Consider the following 24,961-nt stretch of genomic DNA (forward strand, 5'->3'; position numbering starts at 1 on the left):
CCGGCTATTCTTCGAGGAGGTCAACCCACTCTCTGAGCGGCCCCCGAATACCGTCGACTGAGATCGTCACGTCGCCGTCGAACCGCCACGTCGCTTGCGGGGAGTCCGAACCGAACCGCATCGGAATAGAGACCGAAATATCGTCGGCCGTAACGTGGAGCGCCTCGTCGCGGTCGACCGTCTCGTCGAGCAACCGTTCAACGGCCAGGCGGAGCTGTTCCGGGTCCGGGTCTGGAAGGTCTGTGGATTGACTCATACCTGTGGCTTGGAACCGAGGCTACCTCCGTGTTGCGTCGAACCGGTCGGTTCACCCCTGCTATTTACGGGTGTGTGGGACTCAGACGGTTTCGATGGAGCTGGAAACGCCGTACGCCCTCGGGGGGACCTACTACGTCGAGACGGTATCCGTCGGAAAACGGACGGACGACGAGACGGTGCGCGATTGCGTGGTCTGTGGCGGCCACGTCTACGCCGACGACTGGCACCTCGTCGTCGGAGTTCTGGATACGGCCGGCGGACGACAGCGCCACCACCACTGTAGCGACGACTGCCTGACCGAGTGGCTCAAGCTCGTGGCGGGTGCCTGAGCAGCGGTGAGTCCGCGGAGTCTTGACGGTGGAACCCGTCGGGAAGATATGGACGAGCGTACGGGCGTATTCAGGGTCTACCGCGTCGTCGAAGCGGTCCCGCACATCAATCTATTCGACACCGACGCGACGCGGCTCTACACCGTGTACCAGTCCGGCTACGGCGAACGCCAACCGGCAGTCGACGGCCTCCGAACGGGAGCCCTCGTCGAGGCGACGCTCGGCGGTGATCCCGACGATTCGGACGAGGCCTGGTCGCTACTTTCCTTCGAGCGGCTCGACCGCGTCGCGATGGACTTTGCTGTGGATGCTGAAGTCCCAGAAGTGGCGGCAGACCTCTGGGAACCGGGCCTCGAACGCCCGGCAAGCGCCGTGCTCGAAGAGGACGGCGAGCCGGTCGCGGAGTGTTTCGTGCAGCCGCGCGCGCCGCTGCCCGGCGGCGCGTTCGTCCCGAGCGTGCTCACCGGCCTCCTGCCGATGGAATCACTGCTGACCGAGCTCCCGGACATTGGCGAGCCGCCGACGGACGCCATCTTTATCGACCCCGATGCCCCGGACGCGGACGGCTACTCCCGACCCTACGGCGTCGCTGTGCTGTTCACCGCCGAGGCTGACGAGCTTCTTACTGAGTTCCGGGAGCGCTACGACCTCCCTGCCGACGCCGACAACAGGCCCGAATACGATCCCTACGGGCTGTGAGCCGCTGACTGAGAAGGCGGCTGCGTGAGTCGCTACATCGTGATGACCAGCGGCACCGGAACGAAACAGAGCATGCCGAGAACGAACGTTACCAGGCCGATTGCCCAGCGGCCCGGTCCCAGCGGCGTCTCATCGAGCGGCGTCGCCGAGCCGAGCCGACCGAACACCAGTGCTAGCAGCCCCCAGAATACCCACAGTCCGGCCGCTCGGCCCCCCTCAAAGGCGACGAGGTAGCCCGCGAGCCCGAACAGTGCGACGGGGACGGCTAGCTGGACCAGCGACAGTCGGTCGCCGAACAGCGACCGGGCGACGTGCGCGCCGTCGAGTTGACCGACCGGCAGGAGGTTCAGGAAGGTCACGAACGCCCCCACCCAGCCGCCGATGACGACCGGGTTCGGGAGGAGTTGCGGGTTCGCGTACTCCAGTTGTTCACCCATCACCGCCGCGATGCCCTGCAGCAACAGCGGGTAGCCGAGTTCGATGTTCGTGACGATCCCACGGGTTACCTCCACCGGCGGGAGCGTCACGCCGATGGCGGTCACGACGACAGTCGCGGCGAGGCCCGCCAGCGGGCCGGCAACGCCGATGTCGAACAGCGCCTTCCGGTCGGGGATGTGGTCGTTCATGCTGATGACCGCACCCAGCGTCCCGAGCACGTTCGGAAACGGCAGGAAGTACGGCAGGCTCGCCTCAACCTCGTGGTAGCGGCTCATGACGTAGTGGCCGAACTCGTGAATCGCAAGGATTCCCAGTGCAGCGGCGGCGAAGGGCCACGCCTCGAGCATGGCTGTCGGGTCGTCGAGAACAGACAGCCCGTACCAGCGGGTCCCGGCGTACAGTGTCGACAACAGCGTCAGGACGGCGAGTCCGACGTTCAGCCACGGGACGCCGTCGACGCCGAGGGACCGCTCCCGCGCGATCAGGACCCACTCGCCCATCTCCCGCTTGAGCGCGACGCGATACCCGCGCTGACGGAACGCCGGTGCGATGCGGTGGATGACCTGTTCTGACTCGGTCATCGGCTCGCCGTAATACCGGACGCCGTCCTCGGCGGTCCTGTCGACCTCGTAGACGTAGAACGTGTCTGCGAGCGCTTCCGGGTCCGGTAACTCCGGCGGCGAGGACTGGGTCGCCATTACCTACGTTTAGGGTTCGACCCGTTTGAACCTGTTTGCCGCGGCACTAGAAGAGGGGCACACCGCCCATAGAGGACTCGGAGGGCGTTAGTCCGCGACGGCCTCGTCCGACCCGGTCGCGGCGCTGGGGTCCTGAATCCAGAGGTCGCCGAAAAGGTCGTCCTGCTGGAGGCGGACCTGGCCGCGATGGGCAAGAAAGAGCAGTCCGAGGAACGTCTCGACGCGGGTCCCGCCGGCGGTGTCGACCTCGCGGTACAGCACCTCCTCGCGGCCCTGGTCGTACTGCTCGCGGACGGCGTCGTGGACATCGGCGATGATGTCGTCGATGTTCTCGGCGTGAGCCGTCCCGGTCACATCCGCCGCTGACGGCTCCTCGTCCAGTCGCATGTCGTCGGCCCCGCGGTAATCCAGTTCCTGCGTCCCGCGGTCGTACCCGCTCGGGGAGTCGCTGGTGTCGTATTCCCGGGACTCCTTCCACCACGACTCCCGCTCGGCGTCCCGGAGGTCCCGAACGAGTTCGTCGAGCGTCTGTGGCATCCCACGGGCACGCCGGCGTTCGAGCCGGCGGTCCATCTCCGATTCCAGCGCGGCGAAGGGATCCGGGTCCTCGATGGGTGCGTCCTCGTGCATCGCCTGCTCCCACGGCTCGACGGGGTCCTCCTCGTCGTCGCCCTCGCCCAGCATCGCGTCGCTTTTCATCCGGATCAGAACGCTCGCGTAGAACAGCGCCCGGCCCGACGTGCGCAAGTCCGCGTCGTCGATGCGCTGGAGGAACTTGTCGGTGACCCGCACCACGTCGATGTCCCAGGGGTCGATTTCGCCGTCGTCGGCGAGCTGGACCAGAACCTCGACCGGTTCGACGTCCTCGTCGTCGCTGTCGTCGTCCGAGTCGCTTTCGGGGCCGTCCTGCTCGGGAGAGGGATCATCTGAATCGGGGGATTCGCCCAGCAGCGCCGCCGCATCGCCCGACTCACCGGGCGGGTCGCGGTCCTCGTGGCCGGTAATGTTGAGTGGAATGTCATCCGCTTGACTTTCAACCCCTTCATCAGTCATCAGCCGGCACCTCCTCGTCACCGTCACCCTCACCGCTGAGATCAATCCCAGTAACCGCACTCACGTTGTCGCCCTGCATCATCACGCCGATGGCGCGCTCGGACCGCTCCAGCATGGCCGAGCGGTGCGAGACGACGACGAACTGGGCGTCGCCGGCGAGTTCGTCGACCAGTTCGCCGACGAGGTCGGCGTTGGCCGCGTCGAGGAAGGCGTCCACTTCGTCGAGCGCGTAGAACGGCGCGGGGTTGTGCCGCTGGATGGCGAAGATGAACGCCAGCGCCGTCAGCGACTTCTCGCCGCCGGACATCGCGTTCAGCCGCTGAATCGGCTTGTCGCCCGGCTGGGCCTTCATCGTCAGCCCGCCCTCGAAGGGGTCGTCCTCGTCTTCGAGGTGAAGGTGCCCGGTGCCGTTCGAGAGCCGCTCGAAGATGTTCTGGAACTGGTCGTTGATCTCCGTGAACGACTCCATGAACGTCTCCTTCTTGCGGGCCTCGTAGGTGTCGATGCGCTCGCGGATGCCGTCGGCCTCCTCGACCAGCGTCGCCTTTTTGTCTTCGAGTTCCTGCAGGTCGTCGTTGACGCGGTCGTACTCCTCGATAGCCCGCATGTTGACCGGTTCCAGTTTCTCCATCTCCGTCTCCAGCCGGTCGATCTCCCGCTCGACCGTGTCGTGGTCGGGCACGTCCTCCGGGTCGTAGTCGCCGACCTGCGCTTCGAGTTCATCGATTTCCCACTCCAGACGCTCCTGAGTTTCCTGCTCAGATTCGAGGTCGCGCTCGATTTCGGAGACCGCGGCCTGTTGCTCGTCGCGGGCTTCCTTGGCTTCCTGCAGGTCGGCTTTCAGGTCTTCGCGCTCGGACTTGAGTTCGGCCAGTTCCTCTTCGAGGTCGGCGACGGCCTGCTCTTTCTCGGCTTTCAGCTCCTGTTTCTCGGTGACTTTCGCTTCGAGGTCGTCGATACGCTCCTCGTGTTCGGCCTTGCGGTTCTGGGCCGCCTCGATGTCGTCGTGGAGGTCCTCGATGGCGTCCTCGGCGTACTGCTTTTCGAGTTCGTACTCGTTGAGTTCGGCGTCGAGTTCGCCCTGGCGGTCTTCGAGCCCGTCGATGTCGTCCTTGATGGACTCACGCTGGTCCGTCAGGTCCGGCAGTTCCGAGTCCTCAACCTCGGCTTCTAGCTCGTCGATATCGCGCTGGAGCGCGTCGATCTCCTCGGTCTTTTCCTCGATGTCGGCCTCCAGTTCGTCCATCTGGTCGGCCACGTCTTCGCGTTCCGCGGCGATGTCTTCGAGGTCGGCTTCCAGCTGATCGATGCGGTCACGGGTGTCTTCCAGTTTGCTCTGCTTGCGTTCGATGCTCGTCTCGATGTCGCGGAGCTGCTCGGTCGCGTCGGACTCGCGGTCGCGGGCGTCGTCGAGGCGCTCCTCCACGTCCCGGAGGTCCTCACGCACGTCCGCACGCTCGTCTTCGAGTTCGTTGATGCGCGTGGCGACACGTTCGAGCTTGCCCGCGCCGCCCGAAAAGGAGTAGCGTGTGCCCGAGGAGGAGCCGCCGGTCATCGCCCCGGACTTCTCGACGAGGTCGCCGTCGAGCGTGACCATCCGGTAGTCGCCCATCAGGTCGCGAGCGGTGTCCATGCTGTCGACGACGACGGTGTCACCGAGCACGTACGAGAAGATGCCCGCGTACTCGCGGTCGAAGTCGACGAGGTTGTACGCGAAGTCGATGACGCCGTCAGCGCTGGGCAGCGATCCCAGCGAGCGGTTCTGCATCTGCGTTATCGGGAGGAACGTCGCCCGGCCGGCGCTGCGTGATTTGAGGTACTCGATACAGCGCTGACCAACGCTGTCGTCGTCGACGACGACGTGTGCGAGCCGCCCGCCAGCCGCCGTCTCACAGGCCGTGGCGTACTCGGGGTCAACGCCACCCAGTTGGCCGACGGTACCGTGAACGCCGTCCTGACCGGCGTTGAGGATCGCTGTCACGGCACGCCCGTACGAGGAGTCCCCGTCCTCGCCGGCTTTCGCCTCTAGCTGGGCGTACTCCTGCTGTTTCGCGCTGATTTCGTCTTCGAGTTCGTCCAGGTCCGACTGGAGTTCCCGCTTCTCGGCCCGGAGGTCGTCGACGACCTCGCCGATGGTGGCCTTGTTCTGCTTGGCTTTCTCCAGTTCCGTCTGCAGGTCCTCGATGTCGGCTTCGAGGTCGGGGATCTCGGCTTCGGCTTCCTCAATAGCCGCTCGCTTCTCGTCCTCGGCGTTCGAGCGCCGGCGGGCCTCGTCGAGCAGGCGGTCCTGCTCGCGCTGGAGGTCGTTCTTCTCGCTTTTGAGCGTCTCCAGCCGCGAGCGCTTCGCCTCCAGTTCGTCCTTGACCTCCTGAAACTCCTCGCCGACCTCGTCGATGCGTTGCTGGACCTCCGCGAGTTCGGACTCCTTCTCGGCGATGTCGGCTTTGACGTTGGATTTGGCGACCTTCGTCTCGCGGATGTCGCTTTCGAGGTCGTCGATGGTCTCCTGCTTGCGGTCGATCTGGACGAACGCCTGCCGGCGCTCGTTCTCGGCGGCCTCGACGGTCTCCTCGGCGGACTCGATCTTGTCCTCCAGACGGGAGATGTCGCCTTTGATCTCCTCGATCTCGCGCTTGATGGCGAGCTGTTCGTCCTCGCCCTTGCGCTCGATCTCCTGATTGAGTTCGTGGAGCTCGTCTTCCAGCCGGATGACCGCGCCCTGGCGCTCGTCGAGTTCAGTCTGCAGTTCTTGGAGTTCCGCTTCCAGCTCGTCGATAGTTTCCTCGACGGCCGCCAGTTCCTCGCGTTTGTCTTCGAGTTCGGCGGCTTTGCGATAGCCTTCGTACTCCTCTTTCTCGTCACGGAGGTCCTGGTATTTGAGCGCCGTCTCCCGCTCGTCTTCGAGCTGGTCGAGGCGCTCCTGTTTCTCCTCGATGCGGAGCTCGGCCTCGTCGATGCGCTCTTGCACGACCTCTAGCTCGTCGAAGGCGTCGGCCTTCTTCGCGTCGAACTGGGCGACGCCGGCGATCTCGTCGATGATCTCCCGACGGGAGCCGGCGGTCATGTTGATGATCTCGGTCACGTCGCCCTGCATGACCACGTTGTACCCCTCCGGGGTCACGCCGGCCTGGGCGAGCAGGTCCTGAATGTCTGAGAGGTTGACCGAGCGACCGTTGATGTAGTAATAGGAGTAGTAGTTGTCCTCGGTCTCCTTGACCCGGCGTTTGATGGCGATCTCGTCCACGTCGCCCACGTCCTCCGTGCCGGCGGCGTTGACGACCTGTGAACGTGACAGCGTCCGGTCGTCGTTGGCCAGAATTACCTCGACGCTGGCCTGGCGTTCGCCGTCGTACTCGGCGTCTTCGTCGGCGTGGCCGGGGTTGTAGATGAGGTCAGTGAGTTTCTCGGCGCGGATACCCGAGGTGCGAGCGAGTCCGAGCGCGAACAAAATTGCGTCGATGATGTTGGACTTGCCCGAGCCGTTCGGGCCGCTAATAGTAGTGAAATCTTCGTAGAACGGGATTCGGGTCTTGCGTCCGAAGCTCTTGAAATTGTCGAGGACGAGCTCTTTGATATGCATGCGGTGGTGTGGCCGACAGCCCTACGCGACGATGATGTCGGACTCCGAGTCCTCCTCGGTCTCGGTCTCCGACGCGGCCTCGGCTTCCTCCCTGTTATCAACCTCGTCGGTATCCTCAGTGTTAGGTGTGTCGGCCTCCGTCGGGGTAGCGGCCGATTCCTCCGAGTCGGACTCGTCAGCGCTGAATCCGTTGTCTTCGTCGACGCTGGCTTCGAGTTCCCGGATGCGGACCTTGCATTCGACGAGTTCGTCGGTCAGTCCTTCGACCGACGCTTCCAGTTCTCTGACGCGCGTTTCGAGTTCCTCGACTCGGTTGCCGCACATATCCGTAACCCAGCCATTGTGGACACTTATACCTACGTCAGACATTGGCAGTCCGAGTGATACGTCCGCTCCGAAGGGCCGAGTCCGTCCCGACACTGTACAGGGTCGTTAGCCTTTAGCCACGCGCCACCGAATCCCGGACAATGACTGCGCAAGCGTCCGAAGCCCGCGAACTCGCGGCCGTCATCGGGCTGGAGGTCCACGTCCAGCTCGAGACGGAGACGAAGATCTTCTGTGGCTGTTCGACCGATGTGGCCGATTCCGAACCCAACACCCACACCTGCCCGGTGTGTCTGGGACTTCCCGGCGCGCTCCCGGTCGTCAACGAGGGGGCGGTCGAGGCCGCCGTGAAGGTCGGCAAGGCCATCGACGCCGATATTCCGGAGGAAACCACCTTCCACCGGAAGAACTACTACTACCCCGACCTCCCAAAGAACTTCCAGATCACGCAGTATGACTCGCCCATCTGCCAGGACGGGGAGCTGGAATTCTCCGTCGAGAGCGAGCGCCGCAGCGTCGACATCCGCCGGGCACACCTCGAAGAGGACCCCGGGTCAATCAAGCACGTCCGCGAGGGCTCGGGTCCGCTTGAGTCCCGGACCTGTTCCATCGAGCGCGCGGACTACACGCTCATCGACTACAACCGCGCCGGGACGCCGCTGATGGAGATCGTCACGGAGCCGGACTTCCGCGCGCCGGGCGAAGTCCGGTCGTTCCTCGAAAAGCTGGAGGAGGTACTGGAGTATCTGGGCGTGTTCGACGCGACGCGGGATGGCAGCCTTCGCATCGACGCGAACCTCTCCATGGTCGACGCCAGCGAGGTGGACGACGACGGTGACATCGACGAATCCGTCCTCGAAGACGCCAACCGCACCGAGGTCAAGAACATCTCAAGTCACAAGGGCGCGGAACAGGCGCTCTCCTTCGAGGCCTCCCGCCAGCGGAAGCTCATCCAGTCGGGCCGCGCCGTCGAGCAGGAGACCCGCCACTTCAACGAAACGCACGGCAACACGGTGTCGATGCGCTCGAAGGAAGAGGAGAAAGACTACCGCTACTTCCGGGAGGCCGACCTGCCGCCGCTTCGCGTGAGCCACTGGAAGGACGAGGTCCCGATTCCGGAACTCCCCGACGCCCGCCGCGAGCGGTTCGTCGCGGAGTACGGCCTCAGCGAGGAAGCCGCCTCGAAGCTCACGAGCACGAAGCAGGTGGCGGACTTCTTCGAGGACGTGGCCGAGCGCTTCGACGCCAACCTCGCTGCGACCTGGGTCGCCGACAATCTACTCGGCGAACTGAACTACCGCGACATGGCCATCACCGATATCGACGACCGCTTCGACGAAGTGACCCGGCTCGTCGAACTCGTCGCCGAGGACGATATCACGGCGAAAAACGCGCACGAGACCGTGCTCCGGGAGATGCTCGACACGGGTGACGGCCCCGACGCTGTCGTCGACCGCGAAGGGCTTGGCAAGACCTCCGGCGACGAGGTCCAGCAGGCTGTCGTGGAAGCCATCGACGAAAACCCCGACGCCGTCGAGGACTACCACAGCGGCGAGGACGGCGCAATCAACTTCCTCGTCGGGCAGGTCATGCAAAAGACCGGCGGGAGCGCCGACCCCGGCGACGTGAACGGGCTGCTTCGCGAGGAGTTGGAGAGCTAAGACAGCGTCCTACGCGGCCTGCGCGGCACAGTGGTTGTCACAGTCACTGCTGTGGCCAGTCGGCTGGCAGTTCATCAGCGTGGTTCTCGAGCAGGTCGAGCATCGGTTCGATTTCGTCGAATCGCTGGCCCCGAGATACTTCATCGGCCGCTCGGTCCCAGTCGATGTATGCCAGACTGGCCAGCCGCGGCAGGTCGTCGTGGCGGAGTTCGGTTTCAGTACTTCTGGCCCCGGCACTTCTGGGCAGAAAGTCGACAATCGGCCGTGGACTACTCTGTTTTACCATAAACAGAATCATTCGTCGACGGCGGGTAAACAACGCCTCGAACACCCGGTCCATCCCTGGGTCCCATATCACATCCGGGATAGAGGTTTCCATCCTGTAACAAGAGACATACTATTGATGATAAATGTCACGATACCGCCGTTTCCTTGCCGAATCGATCCTGAATCGTACAGGTGGATTTGATTTGAGAGGCCGGCCCGATAGCCGCTACGCTGAGCTGCGTGCTACGATTCGCTCGACGCGTTCGACTCGACGCTCTCGCGCCGCTCGCCCGGGATGATCGCGGGGTCCTTCCACAGCAGCGTGACGAATATCGCAGCGGCGAGGGCTTCGAGGGTCTTGATAGCTGATTCGGTCGGTTCAGTGTTGAAATGGTCTAGTATCAGCAACGCGGTACTCCCGCCGTGGTGTCCGCCGCCACCGGACGACGGTGCAGAGAACCCCTCGACGAGGAAGGCACCGTGTCCAGTAGCGTGCCAGAACACCCAGCCGGCGATGGACGCGATCATGAGGAGCGTCCCGGCGATGTAGGCGTTCCGCAGGCCGATGACGCCCCGGGTGATGAGATACGGGCCGGCGAACAACACCGCAGCGAAGGCCACAAACAAGAAGGGCCGAGGGTCCGGCGGGAGGCCTCGTCCGAAGAGTCCCTCGATCGCCTGCGCGTAGATGATGCTTCGCGGGAGTCCCCACCAGAGGTGAAACGTCGCCGTCGCGAAGACGAGTGCGGCGGCGGTTCCGCGGAGGAGTTTGGTCGTCCGGCGATCCATACCGGCAGTCGGGGTGGCAGTGGCAAGAGTGCATCGAAGTGATAAGTGCCGCCGGTCACGGCGGCAGTGCGGGACCGCTACCGAGTGGTAAGAGGCTACCTCCGCGCGAGCGCGAGCGGCCCCGCAAGCGCCCGCACACCCGCGCTGTCGCCTGATTTTCCCGAAAGCCTTTAGAACAACTGACTCCGTAGCGACGAGTAATGACAGAGACAGGTGGTGTCCCATGCGGCTGATTATCACCGAGAAAGACAACGCCGCCCGCCGCATCGCAGAGATCCTCTCCGAGGGGAGCGCGTCCGCGAGCAGGCAAAACGGCGTCAACGTCTATCGGTGGGGGAACACCCGCGTCGTCGGCCTCTCCGGGCACGTCGTCGGCGTCGACTTCCCCGAGGAGTACAACGACTGGCGCGACGTGGAGCCGGTCGAACTCATCGACGCCGACGTGACGAAGGAGCCGACCCAGGAGAACATCGTCACGACGCTGAAGCAACTGGCCCGGGAGGCCGACGAGGCCACCATCGCGACTGACTACGACCGCGAAGGGGAACTCATCGGCAAGGAGGCCTACGAACTCATCCGCGAGGAGACCGACGCGCCCGTCGACCGCGTGCGCTTCTCCTCGATCACCGAGCGGGAGGTCCGGGACGCCTTCGCCAACCCCGACGACATCGACTTCGACCTGGCGGCCGCGGGCGAGGCCCGCCAGATTATCGACCTCGTGTGGGGCGCGGCGCTGACGCGGTTCCTCTCGCTGTCGGCCCGACAACTGGGCGACGACTTCATTTCCGTTGGTCGGGTCCAGTCGCCGACGCTGAAGCTCATCGTCGACCGCGAGCGCGAGATCCAGGCCTTCGACCCCGAGGACTACTGGGAGATCTTCGCCGACCTCCAGAAGAACGGCTCGGGCTTCGAGGCCCAGTACTTCTACGACGACGACGGGAAAGAGGCCGAGCGGGTCTGGGTCGAGGACGACGCCGACGACGCCTACGCCGACCTGACGGGCGTCAACGCGGCGACGGTCACGAGCGTCCGCCGCCGAACCCGCACCGACAGCCCGCCGACGCCGTTCAACACCACCGCCTTCATCTCCGCCGCCAGTTCGCTGGGCTACTCCGCCCAGCAGGCGATGTCTATCGCCGAGGAACTGTACACCACCGGCTACATCACCTACCCGCGAACGGACAACACGGTCTACCCGGACGACCTCGAAGAGGACGCCCTGCTCGATGAGTTCGTCGGAGCCGGACACTTCGGCGAGGACGCCGAGAAGCTGCTGGAGCAAGACGACATCACCGCGACCGAGGGCGACGAGGAGACCACCGACCACCCGCCCATTCACCCGACGGGAGAGATTCCGCCGAAGGTCGACCTCTCGGACGACGAGTGGGAGATCTACGAACTGGTCGTCCGGCGCTTCTTCGCGACGGTCGCCGAGGCCGCGACGTGGGAGCACCTCCGCGTCGTCGCCGACGCCGGCGGCCGCTCGCTGAAGGCCAACGGCAAGCGCCTGGTCGAACCGGGCTACCACGAGGTGTACCCCTACTCCAGCGCCAGCGAGAACCACGTCCCCGACGTGGAGGAGGGCGAGGAACTGGCCATCTCCGAGGTCCGGATGGAGGCCAAGCAGACCCAGCCGCCGCGCCGCTACGGCCAGTCACGGCTCATCCAGACCATGGAGGACAAGGGGTTGGGGACGAAGTCGACCCGTCACAATTCAATCGAGAAGCTGTACGACCGCGGCTACATCGAGGGCGATCCGCCCCGGCCGACGACGCTGGCGATGGCCGTCGTCGAGGCCGCCGAGGAGTTCGCCGACCACGTCGTCAGCGACGAGATGACCGCCCAGTTAGAGGCGGACATGACCGCCATCGCCAACGGCGAGGCGACGCTCGACGACGTGGCCGACGAGTCCCGCGAGATGCTCAAACGGGTGTTCGATGAACTGCGTGATTCCCGCGAGGAGATCGGCGAGCACCTCCAGGAGTCGCTGAAGGCCGACAAGACGCTCGGTCCCTGTCCGAAGTGCGGCGAGGACATGCTCGTCCGGCGCTCGCGTCAGGGGTCGTACTTCGTCGGCTGTGACGGCTTCCCCGAGTGTCGCAACACGCTCCCGCTGCCGTCGACGGGCGAGCCGCAGGTGCTCGAAGAGCACTGCGAGGAACACGACATGCACCACGTCAAGATGCTCGCCGGCCGGGACACGTTCGTCCACGGCTGTCCCCGCTGTGAGGCCGAGAAGGCCGACGAGAGCGAGGACGAGGTCATCGGGCCGTGTCCCGAGTGTGGCGTTGCTCCGGCGGAGCAACGAGGCGACGGCGGCGAAGCCGCCGAAGCGGAGGGTGGCGAACTCGCCATCAAACACCTCCGTTCGGGCTCCCGGCTCGTCGGCTGTACGCGCTACCCCGACTGCGACTACTCGCTGCCGCTGCCCCGCAACGGCGATATCTCGGTGACGGAGGCCTACTGCGAGGAGCACGACCTGCCCGAACTGGTCATCGACGCCGACAGCGACGACCCCTGGGAACTTGGCTGTCCCATCTGCAACTACGAGGAGTACCAGGCCCGCACCGCTGTCGAGGACCTCGAAGACCTGAGCGGCATCGGCTCGGCGACCGCGGAGAAGCTCGGCGACGCCGGTGTCGATTCGCTGGCGGCGCTCCGGGAGGCCGACCCCGACATCGTCGCTACCGAGGTGCAGGGCGTCAGCGCCACGCAGGTCCGGGAGTGGCAGGACGAACTGGAAGCCTGAGATTTGAAGTCGCCGGTTTTCCGGTCAGTCGGCGACGAACGTCACGCCGTCACAGACCGGACACTCGACGGCGTCCGCGTTGTCGGCTGTGACTGTGTCGACGGTACCGTAGGCGACCGCGTGTGTGACCGGCTCGGGAATCTGGCGCTCACAGAGCGGGCATTCGACGACGCCGGCCCGGAGTCGGTCCCGGTCGATGCTGTGGCCAGTGGTCACAGCTGGAGGTGAGACGTGGAACTCGGGCCGTCGTCGTCATCGATACCGCCCTCGTGGGCGAACGTGTAGTCGTCGTCCGTGAGGAACACGTCGCCGTGAGTCTCCGAGACCTCGACGCCGGGGAGCGTCGTCCCCGCGGCGTCGCCGTTGTCACAGCCGCCGTCGCAGGCATCGAACAGTGAGCCGTGTCGGGGGCAGATGAGCTGGTCGTCCCGCATCGGAACGCCTCGCCCGGTGTCGAACCGCTGTGCCTCGTGCATACATCGGTTTACCCACGCCTCGACGCCGTCCTCGCAGGGGACGAGAACGACCTCCTCCAGGTCGCCGTATGGGTCTTCGGCGGTGAACAGCCACGACCCGTCCTCGTGGACCGTCTCGACTGTCGTAAGTCGCTGCACGGCTGGCGTGTTTGGCTGCCGCCGGTATCAGCGTTACCGTAGTACGGCGAGAACTGTGCGCATCATTCTCCGGTCTCCGCGGCGATGAGGCGCACCAGTGCAGTAACGAACACCTCGAACAGTCGCCAGACCAAGACGCAACTGATGACGAGCACAGCAAGGACGATGGCGACGAGCCAGAGAAGGAGGCCGAACTGCAACTCGGTGAGCAGCCCCGTCGACAGGCCGACGACGAACCCGCCGACGAAGAGACCGCCAGCGCCCTGGAGACAGCGGCGTTGCCAGCGGTCGAACGCCAGCGCGTCGTCGGCTCCCAGCAGCGATGGCAAGGCGATGCCGAGTCCGGCACCGCCCAGCGCAAGAATAAAGAAAACGCTACCGAACAGATACGAGAGCCCGCGGACGAAGCCCGCACTGGACGACGACGCTGTCGGCATCGTCGAGAAGGAGTACAGCACTCCCACCGTGACGACGACCCCCGTAAACACGAGGACGGCCCGGATGGTAGCGACGACGTACCGGTGCCTGTCCGCTGTCATTGTCTGACGATTGTAACATAGCCATCATAAATCTTCGGAGATATACGTATAGCGCCGACGCCACTCGGTCGCTATCTGCCTGTCCGGGCGGGCTGTCAGTGTGACCCACTGTGGTCGGTGTATCCGAAGCGGTTATACGGCCACGCGCAAGTCTGGCAGGTATGAGCGACTGGGCGGACTGGGACCACATCGTGAAGATAGACCCCGACAAGACGCTAGTCGACGGAGAGACGTTCGAAGACGTCGCGGCGACGGGGACCGACGCCATCGAAGTCGGCGGGACCACCGGAATGACAGAAGAGAAGATGAAGCGGGTCGTCGACGCCTGCGGGAAACACGACATTCCAGTGTATATCGAGCCGTCCAACCCCGCATCGGTCGTCCACAGCGACCGCCACGACGGCTATCTCATCCCGGTCGTGATGAACGCCGGCGACGTGGCATGGATCACCGGCGCGCACAAGGAGTGGATACGCATGGACGACGATATCGACTGGTCGCGGACCTTCACCGAGGCCTACATCGTGATGAATCCGGAAGCGTCGGTGGCGTCCTACACGCAGGCCAACTGCGACCTCGACGCGGACGACGTGGCCGCCTACGCCGAAGCCGCAGAACACTTGCTGGGACAGGAAATCGTCTACGTGGAGTACTCGGGGATGCTCGGAGACCCCGATATCGTCGCCGCCGCCGCGGACATCCTTGACGACGCGACGCTGTTCTATGGCGGTGGCATCCACGACTACGAATCCGCCCGCACGATGGCACAGCACGCGGATACCATCGTCGTCGGCGACCTCGTCCACGACGAAGGCGTCGACGCAGTGCGAGAGACGGTGAAAGGTGCGAAAGACACGACGGCGACGGTCCGGTAGCTAGAACGCCAGCCGTTCGAGCAGTCGGCCGACGACGCCGTCGGGGTGACGTTTCGTGTCCACTTCCATCGACGCGTGGTCGCTGTCCTGAATTGCTGACTGCGTAGACCCGTCGTCGTTTGACGTACGAGCCGCGAGCCCACCGTTGTTCGCGTGTATCAGGAGCGTTCTGTCGCTGTCAGCCGCGTCTATCGCCGCTGAAAACTCCTGTCGGTCGACGAAGGTCCGCTCCGTCGGCACGTCACAGAGGTCCAGCAGATCGTCGTGGTACGCTTCGAGTTGCTGGCGTTCCTCCGCGGACTGGCGCTCGTCGAGCGGGTAGAGGAACTGGAGGTCGGCTCCGGTCTCCGTCGCGACGGCGTTGCCGACGCGGACTTTCAGCGGGTCGTACGGGCCGCGGGTGGTGACAAGCGTGATCGTCTCCAGCGCGTCAAGCGGCTGTGCGTCGACGGCGATAGTGTCACAGTCGGCCTGTTTCCGGATGCGGTCGATACTGTCACCCAGTAGCGAGTCTTCGAACGACGCACCGCGTTCCACCAGTAGCACATCGACGCCACGCTCGTCGACGGCGTTGGCGACGGCCCGCTCGGGATGGTGGCTCACGAGTTCGCCGTATTCGACAGGAACATCGAACTCAGCCGCCAGCGTGTCGGTCCGGCACTCGAACTCGAGGTCGTCGTGAGACTGGACGCCGGAGGCGTAATCGAGGGGCTGCTGGTCGGGTACTTCGTCGAACTGGACGATAGAGAGACTGCTACCGTTGGGTGTGAGCGCGGCCCCGACTTCCAGCAGTGTCGCTTCGCTCCGTCGCGAGGACCCTTCGGGAAGCGCGACGAGCACGGCAGTCTCCGCCGTCTCGTCGAGTGTCTCTTCGGTCCGGTCGAGCGCGCGGTCGCCGATGCTCCGGCGGACGGACTCCTTGATCGCGCCCTCTCTGGTGACCCGCGGCCGGACGTAGCCCAGATACCAGACGACGCTGCCGACGACGATACCGACGGCCCCGACGATCGCGATGAGGCCCATCTGCGTCAGCAGGGCGAAGCCGGTTATGGTGCCGAATATCGGCGTCCACGGGTACAGCGGCACCTCGAAGGAAGGGTCGTAGTCGGGGGCGTCGCTCTCGCGGAAGCCGATGAGCGCGACGTTAATGAGCGCGAACACGAGAATCTTGAACGCGCTCGCGAGCTTCGCGATTTCCAGAATCGGAACGAAGAGGATGAGCAGCAACATTACGCCGCCAGTCAGCGTAATCGCGGTCACCGGCGTCCCGAACCGGTCGCTGACCGTGCTGAACAGGTCGGGTGCGAGGCCGTCACGGCTCATGGCGAACGGGTACCGCGACGAGGAGAGGATGCCGGCGTTGGCCGTGCTGACCAGCGCCAGAATCGCCGCGAGAACGACGGCCGCGACGCCAGCAGTTCCCAGCGTCGCCTCGGCCGCGTCCGCGATGGGCGTCGTGCTCCCGGCGAGTTGGTCGAGCGGGATGACGCCGACGACGACGGCGACGACGAGGACGTACAGCAGTGTGGTGAAGCCAAGCGAGCCGAGCATCCCGAGCGGGATGACGCGGTCCGGGTCTTCGACTTCCTCGGCGACAGAGGCTATCTTCGTCACGCCCGCGAAAGAGACGAACACGAGGCCGGTCGCGGCGAAGATGCCGCTCGCGCCGTACTCCCACATCCCGCCGTAACTCGCGGTGTTGACCGCCGGACCGCCGCCGGCGACGAACCAGCCGATCGCCACGAGCATCACCGCGACGATGCCGATCTGGAGTCGCCCGGTCTGTTCCGCGCCGAGGATGTTGACGAGGACGAGAACGACGGCGAGCGTGATTGCAACCGGACGGATCGGCAGGTCGAACAGAAGGACGAGGTACGGCACGCCGCCGACGAGCGCGAGCGCGCCCTTGAACGAGAGTGAGAACCACGTTCCGAGTCCCGAAACTGTGCCAAGCAGCGGCCCCATCGACCGCTCGATGTAGACGTACGTACCGCCGGCCTCCGGCATGGCCGTCGCCATCTCGGCCTTGCTGAGTGCGGCGGGCAGCACGAGCACGCCCGCGAGGAGGTAGGCAGCGATGATGCCGGCCCCGGCGTCTTTCACCGCCAGCGCCGGCAAGATGAAGATGCCACTGCCGACCATCGCGCCGATGGATATCGCTACCACTGACAGCAGTCCGAGGTCGCGTTCCAGATCCTTGGCCATGGTTACGCGGTTTCCGGCGTCCGGAGCGATGTTTCGACGGAGCGTTCCAGTTCCGTCGCCAGAACGCGTGAGCCACAGATCACCGTCGAGCCAGCCGACTCGAACGCCGGCCGGTTCTGTGGGTCGTTGAGCACGACGACCACGGTTTCGACATCGAACTGTGTCCGAAGCAGTTGTGTCACGAGGAACGCCCCGTGGTCCGTCTGCATCGATACCAGAGCGACATCGGTCGTTTGGGCCCCGGCGTCCTGAAGAACAGTACGCTCCCGCCCGTCACCGACTACCACGCGGGTGTCGTCGGGCGTTTGCCCGGCAACGCCGTCGTGGTCGGTGACGAGACAGGCATCGATGCCTCGGTCTAACGCCGTTACTACCTCAGACCCGACGTGACGGTCGCTGATGACCAGCACCGACGGGGGGTCGATGTCGTCGTCCACTCGTTCGCGGAGTCCGGTAAGAGATACCATGAGTTCGTAGGGGCCGGAGTTACCCGACCGGTATCCACCCATTGGTTCCGGAAGCCGATAAATATCTAGAAGATGATTCCGATTCCGGACTATTATAGATATATAATCACCTTTCGGAAGATTATACTATTTAGACTCACCCTCGGTATCGTCGTGCCCGAACTGGTGGAACGGCCGGGTGTACTCGTTCCGAATAAGGTCCTCGTCGACGACCTCCAGTCCGATATCGTTGAGGTCCCTGCCGATTCGGCTCAGGTCGTTCCCGTCGGTTCCGACCACCTCGACGTGGACGTTGTCGGCCCCGGTCATGACCTCCCGGATGGCAACGACGCCGGACACGTCGAGCGCCCGCTGTGCGACCTCCTCGCGCTCGTGGATCGGTGCCGTACAGACGATAAGCGTATGGAGCTGGTACCCCGCGGCCTCGTAATCGACATCGACATCGTAGCCGGCGATAACGCCGGCCTCTTCGAGCTTTGTGATGCGATTCCGAACAGTTCGTGCGGAGACGTCAAGCGATTCAGCGATCTCACTCGCCGACGTGTGTCTCGCATCCTGCTGGAGCGCGTAGATGATGTTCCGGTCCAGATCGTCGATAGGGTACTCCGCGTCGGCCATGTCGATTGTTTCGGCGGCTACCAGTACAAAGGTTCAGGATATTGTCCCGACGCCTTGGTATCGCCCGACTGTCCTCGACACTCCGCTGTGGTTCGCCAGCAACACAGGGACTCGCTATGTGGATTCGAGACACAGACGCCGCTGTGTCTCAGGGAAGCACCGACTGTTCGGTGAGTGTCACGGATACTGACGGGTGGTACGCGACCCAGTCCGCATCCTCGTCCGTGCGGTAGGAGAGGGGGACTTCGTCAAAGTAGCCCTGCAACGTGTACGTGCCGGCAGTTGAAACCCGCCGCCCGATGAGTTCGTACTGCCGCTCGATGGATTCACCAGCCTCCAGCGTTCCGGTGAGTGGGGCGTTGTCTTTGTTCGCTCCGTTTGGCCGTATCTCGACGGTATCTACCTCCGCATACTCGTCAGTCAGTAGTAAGATGTCGAGTGACCCCGAATCGCCTGCTGAAACCAGTCCTAACACCCCGAGTGGCCAGACGCCGGTGTTCTTGATGCTGAGGTCCTGTGTCCCAGTGTTTCGGAGGGTTATGTCCAGCCGACCGGGGCTTTCGATCTCGATATCCCGGTCAACGACTGTCACGTCGAGTGCGAGCGGGTGCGAATCATCTTCGGTTTCAACGCTGGAGATAGTGTACTCGGTATCGCCGAGACAGCCGGCGAGACCGGACAGCGCTGCCGTCGATACAGCCAGATACTGGCGGCGGTTCATGCGTCCACCGCCTCGGCGTGATCGGAGCCGTCAGTCAGTGTCATGAAGATGTCTTCGACTGTCGCGTCAGACGAAAGGTCACAGGTGTCCCGGAGCGCCGGCAGGGTCCCTTCGACAATGAGGTCCCCTTCATAGAGGATCCCGACACGGTCACAGACCAGATCGACCTGCCCGAGGACGTGACTGGAGAAGAACACCGTCGCACCGCGTTCGGACTCGGCTTCGACAACATCTCGCACCAGCGCGACGCCGTGGGGGTCGAGCCCGGTGAACGGCTCGTCGAGAATCAGGAGGTCCGGCTCCCCGACGAGACTCATCGCGAGTGCCAACCGCTGTTCCATCCCCTGTGAGAACTCGCCAGCGGGTCTTTCGATAGCGTCGGCCAGTCCAACGCGCTCGAGCAGTGCTCGCGGGTCGTCGTCCGTACGCTTCGTATCGATCACCAGTTCGAGGTGCCGCCGCGCAGACAGCGACGCATACGTCTCGAAGCGGTCGGGACAGATACCGACACGCTGGTGGCAGGCGACGACATCGTTCCACGGGTCGTGGCCGAGAACGCGGGCCGTTCCCGACGTTGGTTTGATGTAGTCCATCAGTAGATTGATCGTGGTCGACTTGCCGGCACCGTTCGGGCCGAGGAAGCCGTACACCTCGCCCTGTGCAACGGTCATGTTCAGCGCATCGAGCGCAACAGTCTCGCCGTACTGCTTCGAAAGCCCGTCGGTCTCGATTGCCGGCGGTGTCATGCGAGGTCACCTCGCTTGAACCGATAGCCGGCCAGTGCCAGCGGGACGACACCCCAGAAAGGCAGTACGACGAGGGCGAGCGATTCGTGAAGGTAGACCGGAACTGGCTGTCCACTAAAGGCTGCATCAACGACGTACTCGTTGGTTGAGATACCGGGATACAGCACGTCGATGACTGACGTGTACTGGCCACCGGAGTTCGCCAGTCCGAGTATCCAGTTCGTTACAGTTCGGTACGCTCGACCTGGCGAAAGCCGAAGTATAGCGAACAACAGACCGTCAGCCGGCGGTTCGAGCGGATTGACTGCGTTGCCGGTCACAGCCAGGTAGAGACGGACACCAACGACTTTCCACCCCAGTGTCAGCAGCAGAAAGAAACCGCCGAAGAGTACGCTGGTGACACGGACTGTGCTGGTCGTGGCTGCCGATGCCGCTGTTGCGACTGACACGAGCACAACGATGTACAGCACTGTCACCAGAAACACGCCGATGAAACGTAACGGGGAGAACAGCCCGAACTTGACACCGCCAATCACGCCGAGAATAACTGTTGCGAGGGTAAACGGGAGCACAGCCCCGACGCTCCGACCGAAGACCTTGCCGATGAGAATATCAGTTCGCGTGAGGGGCAGTCCAAGCAGGAATTTCAAACTGCCCGACGTGCGCTCCTGAATAATCGACCGATACGTGAGTAACAGGACACCCAGCGGGAGGAGAAACGACCCGGCCACCTGAACGAAGCCAACCGTGACGTTCGGGCCAAGCACGTCCCAACTCTGGTAGGTGGGACCATACCCCCAGACGACGAGCAGGGGCGCAAGTATCCAGGTTCCTTTCGATTTGAGTAACGCGACTGCCTCTTTCCGTGCGACGGGAAACCATCGGGGGAGGGCCATGTTGGCGGGTTTGAAAGTGTATCATATAAAACACACTGTCAACGGCTACTCTGTTTACACGGCACCGAGCTATCGATTCGGCCGGACCTGATCATCAATGGCGTCTTGTCCCGAGACCAACCGCGTCCGAGAGGGACCTGCGCCCTCGCCTCGAAAGACTGTTCTTAAGTTAGGCCCACAAGAACCAACGTCCATGGAAAACCGAACCTACACGGCGGACGCAACGCCGGGTGACACGGTCACCGTCGCCGGCTGGGTCCACGAGATCCGAGACCTCGGTGGTATTGCCTTCCTTATCCTTCGGGACACCACCGGAAAGATTCAGATCAAGTTCGAGAAAGACGAGATGGACGACGACCTCGTGGAGACGGGGCTGAACGTCCAGCGCGAGTCGGTCATCTCGGTCACCGGCGACGTCGAGGAGGAGCCGCGCGCACCGACCGGCGTCGAAGTCACGCCAGAGTCGGTCGACGTGATTTCGGAAGCCGACCCCGAACTGCCGCTCGACCCGTCAGGGAAGGTCGACGCCGAACTGCCGACCCGCCTCGACAACCGGACGCTCGACCTCCGCAAAGAGGAAGTGAAGGCCATCTTCGAGATCCGCGCGGAAGTCCTCCGCTCGGTCCGCGAGGCGTTCCGCGAACTCAACTGCACGGAGATCAACACGCCGAAGATCGTCGCCACGGGGACCGAGGGCGGCACCGAGCTGTTCCCGATCACCTACTTCGGGCAGGAAGCGTTCATGAACCAGAGCCCGCAGCTGTTCAAGCAGCTGATGGTCGGCTCCGGCCTCGAACGCGTCTTCGAGATCGGCCCGATCTTCCGTGCCGAGGAGCACAACACGCCGCGACACCTCAACGAGGCGACCTCCATCGACTTCGAGTCGGCGTTCTACGACCACACCGAAGCGATGGACGCCTGCGAACACGTCGTCCGGTCCGCCTACGAGGGCGTCGCCGAGAACTGTCAGGACGAACTGGAAGCGCTCGGCCTCGAAGATGAGTTCGCGGCCCCCGAGGGCGACTTCCCGCGACTCACCTACGAGGACGCCCTGGACCGCATCAACGCCACCGGCGAACTCGACGAGCCGCTGGTGTGGGGCGACGACCTCTCGACGGAGGCCGAGCACGTCCTCGGGCAGGAAGTCGGCGAGCACTACTTCATCACCGACTGGCCCAGCGAGATCAAGCCGTTCTACATCAAGGACCACGACGACGACGAGGAGGTCTCGACGGGCTTCGACATGATGCACCCGTCGATGGAACTGGTCTCAGGCGGCCAGCGTGAGCACCGCTTCGACCACCTCGTCGAAGGATTCGAACAGCAAGGGCTGGACCCGGAAGCCTTCGAATACTACACCAAGATGTTCAAGTACGGTATGCCGCCACACGCCGGCTGGGGCCTCGGCGGCGAGCGCCTCATCATGACGATGCTCGGGCTGGAGAACATCCGGGAAGCGGTGCTGTTCCCGCGAGACCGACAGCGTCTGTCGCCGTAGGCGACGACGCGACTGTTGAGCGGGAGCTTGTGAGGCGAGCGGAGCAAGTCTCACAGTGTTCCCGCGAGATCGCCAGCGTCTGAGCCCGTAGGAAGCGAGGTTCTGACTGCAGGGAAGACCCTCGAAATCGCGAGCAGAGCGGGACCGAAGGTCCCGCAGGCAGTCGGGCGGTACCACCGCCCGACGACGGGGAGGAACGACCCGTGAGCGGCGAGACCTGAGAGCCAGCGGGACGAACGCAGTGAGTCCCGTAGGACCGACAGCGAATCTCTCCATAGGAACCTCGAAACAGCGAGCGCGAGCGTAGCGATACGCGAGCGCACTGTCTCGCAGCGGTTTGAGTTCGGCAAGTCTTGAGGGATAGCCGCGGATCGACACACTCTATCGGACCGACACGAGGACGGGAGTACGACCCGTCCCCAACTATGCGTTCGCCGCCGCCTGTTTCAGAATCTGTGGCGCAACCACAACTTCGAGCGCGGCGATCCCGAGTGCGACATACCGTATCGTCCCTTCCAAGAAGAGGAACGCGACAGCCGCGACGACCGTGGCGCTGACCAGTGGGATACCGTAGCGAAGGGCTGGGTTTTCGAAAGGGGAGGGCATACAGACTAGTCGCTTGGCCGACATAACTTATCTTTTCTGCATCTGCTACTGTGCGGGCAGGGATGGAGAACGGTCAAAATATAGCTGCGGGGACGCAGGCAGGACGAATACTGCTCACGTCTCGATACGCTACTCAGTCGTCAGCAGGAGCCGCGCCGCCGGAGCCGATGCTCGCCCCGGACCCCGAGACGGTGCCTTCGTTAGCGGCGACCCAGCGCAGGAGCAGGAACGCGAAGACGTACTTCGCGAGGATGTCCAGCCCGGAGTAGCCCCACGAGGTGACGCCGACGCTCAGGAGGGCCACCCCTTCGGAGCCCAGCGCCCACAGAATCGGGTAGCCGAGCCACAGCACGACGGTCAAGAGCTTGAGCGTCCCGAATATCTCGCTTGTCCCGGCGGCCTCCGCATCGGCCGGCCACTGGACGAGCAGGACGTACAGCACCGCGACGAAGAACGCGCAGCTGATGCCGTAGAACACCCAGCGCAACAGGTGCGAGGAGGTGATCAGCGCGGCGGCGAGGCCGGTCACGCACATGCCGATGTCCATCGTAATTGCGGTGAACAGCGACGCGATATCGGTGTCGGCCAACAGGCCCAGCGCCAGGAGAATCATCGGCGTCGAGAGCGTCCACGTCAGGTAGCGGCCCCACGGTGACAGGACTTCCTGCCCGGCGAGAGCGTGGCCCGGCGGCATCTGCAGGAAGCCGACTGTCAGGCCCGAGGCCAAACCGGCGTAACTGGAGATCGAGACCAGCGGAACCAGCATCGTCGCAACCCAGATGAGTTTGGCGCGAGGCGACTCGATATCCCGACCCATCGCGACGAACAGGAGGATGACCACGCCCGCCAGCGCGATGTTCACCCAGAGCGATGAGTTCAGGAGGAAATTCGACTGTATCTCCTGGAGCACATCTGACTGTGTCGCCTGGAGTACTGTCGTTGCAGTGGTACTGGCAGCTGTCATACATTCAATATACGAAAGGACCACTTAAGACCGTATGGCCAAACGGTATCGGTATTCGGTTTATATTCAGACTTCGGAAAGGAACGCTCACTCCGCGAGAATGATATGAAAAACGGCCAACAGCTAACCGCTCCGGGCAAGCATCACTCAGGAAACAGTTCTTTTTCGCGTTCGATGGCTTCGATGCGCGCAATTTCGGCGTCGGTCAGTTCCAGGTCGGCAGCGGCGAGGTTGGCTTCGAGATGGGGTCGGGAGGACGCCTTCGGGATTGTGACGACGTTCTCGTAGCTGGTCACCCAGGCGATGCTGACGGCGGCCGGCGACGTGTCGTGCTGGTCCGCGATGTCGACGACAGTCGGCTCCTCGAACACGCGACCGCCCGCCAGCGGTGCGTACGCGACCAGCGGGTAGCCGTGTTTCTGGGCGTCAGCGAGCAGTGGTTCGCGCCAGAATAGCGGATGGAACTCGACTTGGTGTGCAGCAATTCCATCGAGGTGCTCGCGCGCAACAGTCAACTGGTCCGGCTCGAAGTTCGAGAGCCCGACGTGCTCGGTCAGTCCCGCCTCGCGCACGGACTCGACAGCGGGCAGCGTCGTTTCTGGGTCGTAGTCGCCACGCGGGCGGTGGACGTACAGGAGGTCGACGGTGTCGAGACCGAGTCGGTCGAGGCTGGCTTCCGTGCTCGGACGGACAGCGGTCGGCTCAAGGGCGTCGATCCAGAGTTTCGTCGCGACAGTCAGGTCAGCCCGATCGGTGTCGGCGGTGGCGATGCCTGCACCCACAGTACTCTCGTTATCGTAGATCTGAGCGGTGTCGAGGTGGCGGTAGCCACAGTCGATGGCTGTCCGAACGACAGCCTCGTCCTCGATACCCATCGTGCCGAGTCCGACTGGCGGGAGGTCCATGCTCCGGCGTTCGGACCCCCGTTAAAAAGGAGTAGCGGCTCCGACGGGCCACAGCCCCCCAGATGCGGCCCGCCGGTCGGTTAGAAGTCGGTCCGCTGCGTGACAGCTTCCGCGTGGTCAGCCCACTTTTCTACGGTCGGGGACCCCCAGTACTTCACTGCGCCGCTTCGCTCGTCGTAGTCGATGAGCCCGATCCGATGGAGGACTGGCAGGTGCTCCTCTTCGAGCTGCGTTCGGATCGTCGAGGGTGACGTATCTGTTGCGTCGACCGTGCTCGTCTCCCCATGCTCCGATATTGCCGAGGCTAGCGCCGTGACGTCAGCGGCCGTCTGGTCACCGCTCGCGAAGTAGTGACAGACGGCACGGCGTCGCCAATCAGCCAAAACCTCGAACACGTCGTCTACATCCGCCGTAGACAGCGTTCTGTCCGACGGCGTCATCCCACACCACTGGTCACTCTGA

The 24,961-nt window shown here is 63.9% G+C and carries 26 protein-coding genes; 6 read left to right on the forward strand and 20 right to left on the reverse strand.

Translation table 11 applies throughout. The features are described 5' to 3' along the window. Positions 1 to 4: 4 nt before the first annotated feature. The gene (locus SG26_RS03455) at positions 5 to 256 is read right to left on the reverse strand and encodes a hypothetical protein (protein ID WP_014040896.1); all 252 of its coding nucleotides are present in this window, start codon (positions 254 to 256) and stop codon (positions 5 to 7) included. A gap of 94 nt (positions 257 to 350) precedes the next feature. Here SG26_RS03455 and SG26_RS03460 point away from each other — a divergent pair, with 94 nt between their 5' ends. After that, positions 351 to 587, forward strand: a complete 237-nt coding sequence (locus SG26_RS03460; RefSeq protein WP_014040897.1) for a hypothetical protein — start codon at positions 351 to 353, stop codon at positions 585 to 587. 48 nt (positions 588 to 635) lie between these two features. After that, positions 636 to 1,286 carry a hypothetical protein gene (locus SG26_RS03465; protein WP_050036852.1) on the forward strand — a complete coding sequence of 217 codons (651 nt, stop codon included), beginning with the start codon at positions 636 to 638 and terminating at the stop codon, positions 1,284 to 1,286. Positions 1,287 to 1,318: 32 nt separating this feature from the next. On the opposite strand, the gene SG26_RS03470 is transcribed toward SG26_RS03465, so the two are convergent. The 4 genes from SG26_RS03470 to SG26_RS03485 form a co-directional block, all read right to left on the reverse strand. After that, a complete protein-coding gene (locus SG26_RS03470; RefSeq protein WP_050036853.1) occupies positions 1,319 to 2,422 on the reverse strand; it encodes a site-2 protease family protein in 1,104 nt (367 codons plus the stop codon). A gap of 87 nt (positions 2,423 to 2,509) precedes the next feature. After that, the gene (locus tag SG26_RS03475; RefSeq protein WP_014040900.1) at positions 2,510 to 3,475 is read right to left on the reverse strand and encodes a ScpA family protein; all 966 of its coding nucleotides are present in this window, start codon (positions 3,473 to 3,475) and stop codon (positions 2,510 to 2,512) included. Further along, complete coding sequence (gene smc, locus SG26_RS03480; RefSeq protein ID WP_050036854.1) at positions 3,468 to 7,055, reverse strand: chromosome segregation protein SMC; 3,588 nt, start codon at positions 7,053 to 7,055, stop codon at positions 3,468 to 3,470. Before smc ends, SG26_RS03475 begins: the two co-directional genes overlap by 8 nt. A gap of 21 nt (positions 7,056 to 7,076) precedes the next feature. Then, on the reverse strand, positions 7,077 to 7,379 hold the full coding sequence (locus tag SG26_RS03485; protein WP_008312751.1) for a hypothetical protein: 303 nt from the start codon (positions 7,377 to 7,379) through the stop codon (positions 7,077 to 7,079). Positions 7,380 to 7,522: 143 nt separating this feature from the next. Here SG26_RS03485 and gatB point away from each other — a divergent pair, with 143 nt between their 5' ends. Further along, a complete protein-coding gene (gatB, locus tag SG26_RS03490; RefSeq protein ID WP_050036855.1) occupies positions 7,523 to 9,040 on the forward strand; it encodes an Asp-tRNA(Asn)/Glu-tRNA(Gln) amidotransferase subunit GatB in 1,518 nt (505 codons plus the stop codon). Between the two features lie 43 nt (positions 9,041 to 9,083). On the opposite strand, the gene SG26_RS03495 is transcribed toward gatB, so the two are convergent. Further along, complete coding sequence (locus tag SG26_RS03495) at positions 9,084 to 9,380, reverse strand: hypothetical protein (RefSeq protein WP_050038242.1); 297 nt, start codon at positions 9,378 to 9,380, stop codon at positions 9,084 to 9,086. Between the two features lie 170 nt (positions 9,381 to 9,550). Then, positions 9,551 to 10,096 carry a hypothetical protein gene (locus tag SG26_RS03500; protein WP_050036856.1) on the reverse strand — a complete coding sequence of 182 codons (546 nt, stop codon included), beginning with the start codon at positions 10,094 to 10,096 and terminating at the stop codon, positions 9,551 to 9,553. Positions 10,097 to 10,319: 223 nt separating this feature from the next. Here SG26_RS03500 and SG26_RS03505 point away from each other — a divergent pair, with 223 nt between their 5' ends. Continuing rightward, complete coding sequence (locus SG26_RS03505) at positions 10,320 to 12,845, forward strand: DNA topoisomerase I (RefSeq protein WP_050036857.1); 2,526 nt, start codon at positions 10,320 to 10,322, stop codon at positions 12,843 to 12,845. Between the two features lie 24 nt (positions 12,846 to 12,869). Here SG26_RS03505 and SG26_RS03510 read toward each other — a convergent pair whose 3' ends face one another. From SG26_RS03510 to SG26_RS03520, 3 genes are all read right to left on the reverse strand, one after another. Beyond that, a complete protein-coding gene (locus SG26_RS03510) occupies positions 12,870 to 13,061 on the reverse strand; it encodes a hypothetical protein (protein ID WP_050036858.1) in 192 nt (63 codons plus the stop codon). Next, positions 13,058 to 13,459, reverse strand: a complete 402-nt coding sequence (locus tag SG26_RS03515; RefSeq protein WP_050036859.1) for a Rieske 2Fe-2S domain-containing protein — start codon at positions 13,457 to 13,459, stop codon at positions 13,058 to 13,060. The genes SG26_RS03510 and SG26_RS03515 overlap by 4 nt, the downstream gene beginning before the upstream one ends. 62 nt (positions 13,460 to 13,521) lie before the next feature. Then, the gene (locus tag SG26_RS03520; RefSeq protein ID WP_050007016.1) at positions 13,522 to 13,998 is read right to left on the reverse strand and encodes a hypothetical protein; all 477 of its coding nucleotides are present in this window, start codon (positions 13,996 to 13,998) and stop codon (positions 13,522 to 13,524) included. Positions 13,999 to 14,159: 161 nt separating this feature from the next. Here SG26_RS03520 and SG26_RS03525 point away from each other — a divergent pair, with 161 nt between their 5' ends. After that, positions 14,160 to 14,873: a phosphoglycerol geranylgeranyltransferase gene (locus SG26_RS03525; protein ID WP_050036860.1), complete on the forward strand. Its 714-nt coding sequence runs from the start codon at positions 14,160 to 14,162 to the stop codon at positions 14,871 to 14,873. Here SG26_RS03525 and SG26_RS03530 read toward each other — a convergent pair whose 3' ends face one another. The 6 genes from SG26_RS03530 to SG26_RS03555 form a co-directional block, all read right to left on the reverse strand. Next, positions 14,874 to 17,078 carry an APC family permease gene (locus tag SG26_RS03530; RefSeq protein ID WP_050036861.1) on the reverse strand — a complete coding sequence of 735 codons (2,205 nt, stop codon included), beginning with the start codon at positions 17,076 to 17,078 and terminating at the stop codon, positions 14,874 to 14,876. 2 nt (positions 17,079 to 17,080) lie between these two features. After that, on the reverse strand, positions 17,081 to 17,545 hold the full coding sequence (locus SG26_RS03535; RefSeq protein WP_044952261.1) for an NAD-binding protein: 465 nt from the start codon (positions 17,543 to 17,545) through the stop codon (positions 17,081 to 17,083). Between the two features lie 126 nt (positions 17,546 to 17,671). Then, positions 17,672 to 18,163 carry an Lrp/AsnC family transcriptional regulator gene (locus tag SG26_RS03540; RefSeq protein WP_014040911.1) on the reverse strand — a complete coding sequence of 164 codons (492 nt, stop codon included), beginning with the start codon at positions 18,161 to 18,163 and terminating at the stop codon, positions 17,672 to 17,674. Positions 18,164 to 18,311: 148 nt separating this feature from the next. Next, the gene (locus SG26_RS03545; protein ID WP_014040912.1) at positions 18,312 to 18,884 is read right to left on the reverse strand and encodes a hypothetical protein; all 573 of its coding nucleotides are present in this window, start codon (positions 18,882 to 18,884) and stop codon (positions 18,312 to 18,314) included. Then, positions 18,881 to 19,630, reverse strand: coding sequence for an ABC transporter ATP-binding protein (locus SG26_RS03550; protein WP_050036862.1), 750 nt, complete (start codon positions 19,628 to 19,630; stop codon positions 18,881 to 18,883). Before SG26_RS03550 ends, SG26_RS03545 begins: the two co-directional genes overlap by 4 nt. Then, positions 19,627 to 20,526: an ABC transporter permease subunit gene (locus SG26_RS03555; protein ID WP_050036863.1), complete on the reverse strand. Its 900-nt coding sequence runs from the start codon at positions 20,524 to 20,526 to the stop codon at positions 19,627 to 19,629. The genes SG26_RS03550 and SG26_RS03555 overlap by 4 nt, the downstream gene beginning before the upstream one ends. Before the next feature lie 193 nt (positions 20,527 to 20,719). Here SG26_RS03555 and aspS point away from each other — a divergent pair, with 193 nt between their 5' ends. Then, complete coding sequence (gene aspS, locus SG26_RS03560; RefSeq protein ID WP_050036864.1) at positions 20,720 to 22,024, forward strand: aspartate--tRNA(Asn) ligase; 1,305 nt, start codon at positions 20,720 to 20,722, stop codon at positions 22,022 to 22,024. Between the two features lie 423 nt (positions 22,025 to 22,447). On the opposite strand, the gene SG26_RS03565 is transcribed toward aspS, so the two are convergent. The 4 genes from SG26_RS03565 to SG26_RS03580 all read right to left on the reverse strand — a co-directional run bounded on the left by SG26_RS03565 (position 22,448) and on the right by SG26_RS03580 (position 24,939). Next, a complete protein-coding gene (locus tag SG26_RS03565) occupies positions 22,448 to 22,630 on the reverse strand; it encodes a hypothetical protein (protein ID WP_014040916.1) in 183 nt (60 codons plus the stop codon). A 133-nt stretch (positions 22,631 to 22,763) separates the two neighbouring features. After that, positions 22,764 to 23,594, reverse strand: coding sequence for a halorhodopsin (gene hop / locus SG26_RS03570; RefSeq protein WP_044951950.1), 831 nt, complete (start codon positions 23,592 to 23,594; stop codon positions 22,764 to 22,766). Between the two features lie 143 nt (positions 23,595 to 23,737). Then, positions 23,738 to 24,499, reverse strand: a complete 762-nt coding sequence (locus SG26_RS03575) for an aldo/keto reductase (protein WP_050036865.1) — start codon at positions 24,497 to 24,499, stop codon at positions 23,738 to 23,740. An 80-nt stretch (positions 24,500 to 24,579) separates the two neighbouring features. Further along, positions 24,580 to 24,939, reverse strand: a complete 360-nt coding sequence (locus tag SG26_RS03580) for a hypothetical protein (RefSeq protein WP_008312718.1) — start codon at positions 24,937 to 24,939, stop codon at positions 24,580 to 24,582. Positions 24,940 to 24,961: the final 22 nt, after the last annotated feature.

Origin of the sequence: Haloarcula sp. CBA1115, from assembly GCF_000827835.1 — an archaeon.
Lineage (GTDB): Archaea > Halobacteriota > Halobacteria > Halobacteriales > Haloarculaceae > Haloarcula > Haloarcula hispanica.

Coding starts and splice junctions, on each gene's coding strand:
- SG26_RS03455 (WP_014040896.1), bottom strand. CDS start 256: ATGAGTCAATCCACAGACCTTCCAGACCCGGACCCGGAACAGCTCCGC.
- SG26_RS03460 (WP_014040897.1), top strand. CDS start 351: ATGGAGCTGGAAACGCCGTACGCCCTCGGGGGGACCTACTACGTCGAG.
- SG26_RS03465 (WP_050036852.1), top strand. CDS start 636: ATGGACGAGCGTACGGGCGTATTCAGGGTCTACCGCGTCGTCGAAGCG.
- SG26_RS03470 (WP_050036853.1), bottom strand. CDS start 2,422: ATGGCGACCCAGTCCTCGCCGCCGGAGTTACCGGACCCGGAAGCGCTC.
- SG26_RS03475 (WP_014040900.1), bottom strand. CDS start 3,475: ATGACTGATGAAGGGGTTGAAAGTCAAGCGGATGACATTCCACTCAAC.
- smc (WP_050036854.1), bottom strand. CDS start 7,055: ATGCATATCAAAGAGCTCGTCCTCGACAATTTCAAGAGCTTCGGACGC.
- SG26_RS03485 (WP_008312751.1), bottom strand. CDS start 7,379: ATGTGCGGCAACCGAGTCGAGGAACTCGAAACGCGCGTCAGAGAACTG.
- gatB (WP_050036855.1), top strand. CDS start 7,523: ATGACTGCGCAAGCGTCCGAAGCCCGCGAACTCGCGGCCGTCATCGGG.
- SG26_RS03495 (WP_050038242.1), bottom strand. CDS start 9,380: ATGGACCGGGTGTTCGAGGCGTTGTTTACCCGCCGTCGACGAATGATT.
- SG26_RS03500 (WP_050036856.1), bottom strand. CDS start 10,096: ATGGATCGCCGGACGACCAAACTCCTCCGCGGAACCGCCGCCGCACTC.
- SG26_RS03505 (WP_050036857.1), top strand. CDS start 10,320: ATGCGGCTGATTATCACCGAGAAAGACAACGCCGCCCGCCGCATCGCA.
- SG26_RS03520 (WP_050007016.1), bottom strand. CDS start 13,998: ATGACAGCGGACAGGCACCGGTACGTCGTCGCTACCATCCGGGCCGTC.
- SG26_RS03525 (WP_050036860.1), top strand. CDS start 14,160: ATGAGCGACTGGGCGGACTGGGACCACATCGTGAAGATAGACCCCGAC.
- SG26_RS03530 (WP_050036861.1), bottom strand. CDS start 17,078: ATGGCCAAGGATCTGGAACGCGACCTCGGACTGCTGTCAGTGGTAGCG.
- SG26_RS03535 (WP_044952261.1), bottom strand. CDS start 17,545: ATGGTATCTCTTACCGGACTCCGCGAACGAGTGGACGACGACATCGAC.
- SG26_RS03540 (WP_014040911.1), bottom strand. CDS start 18,163: ATGGCCGACGCGGAGTACCCTATCGACGATCTGGACCGGAACATCATC.
- SG26_RS03545 (WP_014040912.1), bottom strand. CDS start 18,884: ATGAACCGCCGCCAGTATCTGGCTGTATCGACGGCAGCGCTGTCCGGT.
- SG26_RS03550 (WP_050036862.1), bottom strand. CDS start 19,630: ATGACACCGCCGGCAATCGAGACCGACGGGCTTTCGAAGCAGTACGGC.
- SG26_RS03555 (WP_050036863.1), bottom strand. CDS start 20,526: ATGGCCCTCCCCCGATGGTTTCCCGTCGCACGGAAAGAGGCAGTCGCG.
- aspS (WP_050036864.1), top strand. CDS start 20,720: ATGGAAAACCGAACCTACACGGCGGACGCAACGCCGGGTGACACGGTC.
- SG26_RS03565 (WP_014040916.1), bottom strand. CDS start 22,630: ATGCCCTCCCCTTTCGAAAACCCAGCCCTTCGCTACGGTATCCCACTG.
- hop (WP_044951950.1), bottom strand. CDS start 23,594: ATGACAGCTGCCAGTACCACTGCAACGACAGTACTCCAGGCGACACAG.
- SG26_RS03575 (WP_050036865.1), bottom strand. CDS start 24,499: ATGGACCTCCCGCCAGTCGGACTCGGCACGATGGGTATCGAGGACGAG.
- SG26_RS03580 (WP_008312718.1), bottom strand. CDS start 24,939: ATGACGCCGTCGGACAGAACGCTGTCTACGGCGGATGTAGACGACGTG.